At 73.6% G+C, this 4,826-nt stretch carries 3 protein-coding genes and 1 tRNA gene; 2 read left to right on the plus strand and 2 right to left on the minus strand.

Annotation, left to right across the window (positions count from 1 at the left end; translation table 11 throughout):
- Positions 1-174: 174 nt before the first annotated feature.
- Positions 175-2,529, minus strand: a complete 2,355-nt coding sequence (locus tag ACFV4F_RS42315; protein WP_380511157.1) for a transglycosylase domain-containing protein — start codon at positions 2,527-2,529, stop codon at positions 175-177.
- A 234-nt stretch (positions 2,530-2,763) separates the two neighbouring features.
- Positions 2,764-2,837: transfer RNA gene (locus tag ACFV4F_RS42320), tRNA-Lys, on the minus strand.
- Positions 2,838-2,961: 124 nt separating this feature from the next.
- Here ACFV4F_RS42320 and ACFV4F_RS42325 point away from each other — a divergent pair.
- Together ACFV4F_RS42325 and ACFV4F_RS42330 are read left to right on the plus strand one after the other, a co-directional pair.
- Positions 2,962-3,798, plus strand: coding sequence for a DUF998 domain-containing protein (locus ACFV4F_RS42325; RefSeq protein WP_380511160.1), 837 nt, complete (start codon positions 2,962-2,964; stop codon positions 3,796-3,798).
- The gene (locus ACFV4F_RS42330) at positions 3,795-4,676 is read left to right on the plus strand and encodes an alpha/beta fold hydrolase (protein WP_380511163.1); all 882 of its coding nucleotides are present in this window, start codon (positions 3,795-3,797) and stop codon (positions 4,674-4,676) included. The genes ACFV4F_RS42325 and ACFV4F_RS42330 overlap by 4 nt, the downstream gene beginning before the upstream one ends.
- Positions 4,677-4,826: the final 150 nt, after the last annotated feature.

A 4,826-nucleotide genomic window follows, 5' to 3' on the forward strand; every position in this document is an offset into this window, starting at 1 on the left:
CGCCTGCTCACGGACCAGTTTGCGCGGCCCCTGTCTGGTCCGTTCCTTACGAATCTCGAAGGTCATTGCAGTCCCCGGTCAGGGTGTTGCAACGAGATCCCTAGAACCCAAGACCGTCCTCCGGGGCGCAGGAGCCGCCGGATCGGACGGGCCGCCGGATCGGACGGGCCGGGATCAGTTCCCCGGCCCGGCCCCCGTGCCGCCGTTGTTCGTCCCGCCCGTCGGCTGGGTGGTGGGCGTCGTCGTCGGGCCGGTCGTCGGCTGCGTGGTCGGCGTCGGCCGGGTGGTGGGCCGGGTCGTCGGCGGCGACGTGGGGTTCGTGGTCGGCTGCGTCGTGGGCGGCGCGGTCGGCACGGTGTTCCCGCCGGAGTTCGAGCCGTCGGAGCCGTTCGCTCCGCCGTTCTGGGACCCGTTCGACCCGCCGTTCTGCGAGCCGTTCGAGCCACTGCTCGGCTGGCTGCTCGCGCCGCTGTTCGGGTTGCCGGTGGCGCTGCCCGTCGACGGGGTGCCGGACGGCGTGGCGGGGGAGGTCGGCGCGTCGGTCGCGCCGGAGTCGCCGCCGTCCGACGGGTCCGGGAAGTCGCCCACGGGCTGGCCCTTGAGCGCGGCCTTCATGTAGCTGGTCCAGATCTGCGCCGGGTACTGGCCGCCGGCCGCGCCGTCGATGCCGCCGACGCCGCTCAGGCTCACCTGCGCCCCGGTGCCCGGGTCCTGGCCGAACAGCGCGACCGAGGTGACGAGCTCGGGGGTGTAGCCGACGAACCACACCGACTTCTGGTCGTCCGTGGTGCCGGTCTTGCCGGCGGCCGGCCGGCCCAGCGCCTTCGCCCGGAAGCCGGTGCCGCCCGGGTCGCTCACGACGCCCCGGAGCATCGAGGTGACCTGGTTCGCGGTGTCCGCGCTGATCGCCTGGGTGGTCTTGTGCGCGGGCAGCTGGACGGCCTCGCCCTCGCGGTCCACCGACTGCACGAGCCACGGCGTGATCTGCTTGCCGCCGTTGTCGAGCGTGGCGTACACGCCGGCCATGTCGAGCACGCTCGGGGTGGCCGCGCCCAGCGGGATGGACGGCACCGGGTCGAGGCCCGGGGTGCTGCCGGGCAGGCCCAGCGCGACCGCGGTGTCCTTGACCTTCTGCAGCCCGGTGTCCTGGGCGAGCTGGGCGAACACCGAGTTCACCGACTTGTCGATGGCCTGCTGGAGCGAGATCTGGCCGTAGCTGACGTCGCCCTCGTTCGGCGGCGCGTACGGGGTGCCCTTGCCGCCGCGGACCTTGCGGCCGCTGGTGCCGTCGTAGACGGTGCGCGGGGTGACGGTCCGGCCGTCCTGGGTCTTGGCGTTGTTCTCGAACGCGGCCGCGAGGGCGATCGCCTTGAAGGTCGAGCCGGCCTGGTAGTCGCGCCGGGTCGCGTTGTCGACGTAGTGCTTGATGTAGTCGACGCCGCCGTACAGGGCGACGACCGCGCCGGTCTTCGGGTCCACCGAGGCGGCGCCGGCCTGGGCGGCCGCGTCCTTCTTGCGCTTGTCCGGGTTCAGGGTGTCGTGCAGCTGCGCCTGGACGGCGTCCTGCAGGGCCTGCTGGCGGGTCGGGTCGATGCTCAGCTTGATCGTGTAGCCGCCCTTGGCCAGCTCGTTGTCGCTGATGATCCCGCTGGAGGTGAGGTACTGGGTGGCCGCGTCGACCAGGTAGCCGGACTGGCCGGACAGGCCGGGGTTGGGCTGCGGGTCCTTGACGTCCGGGAACGGGGTCTTGGCCCGCTCGTCGGCGGACAGCCAGCCCTCCTTGACCATGCCGTCCATGACGTAGTTCCAGCGGTTGACCGCGTTCTGCTTGCCCAGCGGGGTCGTGTTGGCCACGTCGTAGGCGCTGGGCGCGTTGAGCAGGGTGGCCAGGTAGGCGCCCTGGGCGGCGTTGAGCGCGGAGGCGTCGATGCCGAAGTACGCCTGCGCGGCGGCCTGGATGCCGTAGGCGCCGCGGCCGTAGTAGGAGGTGTTCAGGTAGCCGGAGAGGATCTCGTCCTTGCTCTCGGTGGCGTCCACCTTGATGGCGATGAAGAGCTCCTTCACCTTGCGGGTGACGGACTGCTTCTGGTTCAGGTACGTGTTCTTCACGTACTGCTGGGTGATCGTGGAGCCGCCCTGGGTGCCCTCGCCCTTGGCGGTGTTGATCGCGGCGCGGGCCAGGCCCTGCACGTTGATCGCGCCCTCGTGGTAGAAGTTGCGGTCCTCGGCGGCCAGCGCGGCGTGCTGGGCGGCGGGGGAGACCTTGTCCAGGCCGACGTTCTGCCGGTTGCGCTCGCCGGTGCGGGTGATCACCGAGCCGTCGGCGTAGAGCCAGGTGTTGCTCTGGGCGGTGGCCGCGGCGTGCGCGTCCGGGACCTTCACGAGCGCGATGCCGAGCGCGAAGAGGCCGACACCGAGGAGGATCGAGGCGGCGAGGCCGAGCAGCGTCATCCGCCAGGTCGGTATCAGCCGGCGCCAGCCGGTGCGCTTGGGGCGGCGCTTCTTGCCGCCCTGGGGATCTCTGGACAAGGCGCGGCCTTTCCTGCGGGCGGACCGGGCCAGCCTGCACAGACGGGGACAACGGTGGTCGGGGGACCTTTGTCCCGATTCCGGTTTACCGCCCAGGACGAACGGGATGGGTCGATCGGCTCCTCCGGAGCGGCAATCGAGACCGACATCACATCCAAAACGCACGCAAAACGGACGCCATGGGCAAAAAAGTTGGGGAGCCCCTCGCTGATGCGAGGGACTCCCCACTGCCTGTGCGCCGCCAGGGACTCGAACCCCGGACCCGCTGATTAAGAGTCAGCTGCTCTAACCAACTGAGCTAGCGGCGCCTGCTGACCTGGAAAACAATACACGGTTCCGAGGGGTGCCTCGAACCGCGTCCGGCCGCACCGGACCGGCGATGCCCGTTTCCTCCCGGTTGGGGTGGAGTTTTGGCGCGGTTAGGGTGGAAACGTGCCCAGCCCCACCGGACGTCCGCGCGCCCGCGGAGCCGTCGCCGTCCTGCTGCTGATCAGCGCGGTGGCGTACACCGCCTGGGTGCTGGAGGTCGTCCTGAGCACCGGGCTCGACCCGGTCCAGGCGTACATCAGCGAACTCGCCGCCGCGGACCAGCCACTGGGCGGGCTCTTCCGGGCCACCGACCTGGTCGCCGGTCTGGCCGTCCTCGCGGCGGCCGGCACCGCGCTCGTCGGGACCGCGCAGGTCGACACCGCCCGCCGAACCGGCACCGAGCCCGTCGGCACCGCCCGCCGAACCGGCACCGCCCGCCGAACCGGCGCCCCGCAGCCCCGCCACCGCTGGGCACTGGCGGGCTGGTCGGCCCTGGCCCTGTTCGGCGCGGCGACCGCCGCCGACTCCCGGCTGCCGCTCAGCTGCACCCCCACGAGCGACGAGGAGTGCGCCGCCCGCGAGACGGCCGGGCTCGTGCCCGCCACCCACACCGCGCACGCCGTCACCAGCAGCCTAGCCATGATCGGCGCGCTCGCCGGGCTCGTCGCGCTCACCATGGCCGCGCGCCGCTACGGATGGTGGCCCCCGGTGCGCCGGTACGGGCCCTGGCTGCTCGGCGCCGAACTGCTCGCGACCACCTGGAGCCTCGCCGCGATCGGCGCCTTCCAGGCCGGACGCGGCACCTGGGCGCTCGGGGCCGGCCAGCGGCTCCAGGTGCTGCTGGTCGCGCTCTGGCTGGGCGTCCTCGCGTGGAGCCTGTTCCGTGGGGAGGCCGACGACCGGCGGGCGCACGACCGGGCCACGCCCACCCGGGACCGGGCGGGCCGGGAGCCGGTATGACGGCGGCCGGCCCCGCGCCCGTCCGGGCGGCGTTCCTGCGCATCGACGGCGTGCCGCTGCACGTCCGCACCGAGGGCGAGGGCCCGGTCTGCGTGCTCACCGGCGGTCTCGGCAGCAGCTGGTTCGACTGGGACCTCGTCGTCCCGTTCCTCGCCCCCTACCGCACCGTCGTCCGCTTCGACCGGCCCGGCTACGGTCTGAGCGCCCCCGAGCCCGCCACCGGCCGGCCCGCCCCGACGGCGGCCGGCGAGGCCGGGCGCATCCGGGCCGTGCTGGACGCCCTCGGGCTGCGCGAGCCGTGCACGCTCGCCGGGCACTCGCTGGCCGGCTTCCACGTCGAGGCCTTCGCCCGGCTGCACCCCGAGCGGGCGGCCGGGCTGGTCCTCGTCGACGGCAGTGTCGAACCGGCGCCCCGGCCGCTGCCCGCCCCCGGGCTGCGCGACCTCGCCGTGCGGGGCGCCGCCGGCGCCGCCACTGCCCTCGCCGTGCCGTACCTGTTCGGCCCGGCCGCCCGGCGGCTGACCGCCCGGCTCACCACCGTCCGCCGCGAGGACCTGGCCCCGCCGGACCTCGTCCGGCACTGCTACCGCACCGGCCGCGCGCTGCGCGCGCTGCTCCGGGAGAACGCCCGCTACCTCGACGTCGCCGCCGAGCTCGACGGCCTGCGCCGCACCCGGGCCCTGCCCGAGGGCCTGCCGGTCACCGTGCTCGCCGCCGACGACGGACTGCGCTCCCGGCGGACGGAGGCCTGGCTCGCCGAGCAGCGGGAGCTCGCCGCCCTGCTCGGCGCGGACTTCCGCACCACGGCCCCGGCCGGGCACCTGGTGATGTTCGACCGTCCGGACGCGGTGGCCTCGGCGATCCTCGACACGTACTGACTCGCTGACGGCCCGCGGACGGCCGGCGGCAGGAGCCGCAAACGCCGGAAGGCCCCTCGCTCTCGCGAAGGGCCTTCCGGCTGTCTGTGCGCCGCCAGGGACTCGAACCCCCGACCCGCGGATTAAGAGTCAGCTGCTCGAACCACCGGA

The sequence above is a fragment of the Kitasatospora sp. NPDC059722 genome (assembly GCF_042733235.1).
Taxonomy (GTDB): domain Bacteria; phylum Actinomycetota; class Actinomycetes; order Streptomycetales; family Streptomycetaceae; genus Kitasatospora.

Excerpts from the sequence above, each read along its gene's own strand:
- ACFV4F_RS42330 (WP_380511163.1), top strand. The coding sequence starts at position 3,795 with ATGACGGCGGCCGGCCCCGCGCCCGTCCGGGCGGCGTTCCTGCGCATC.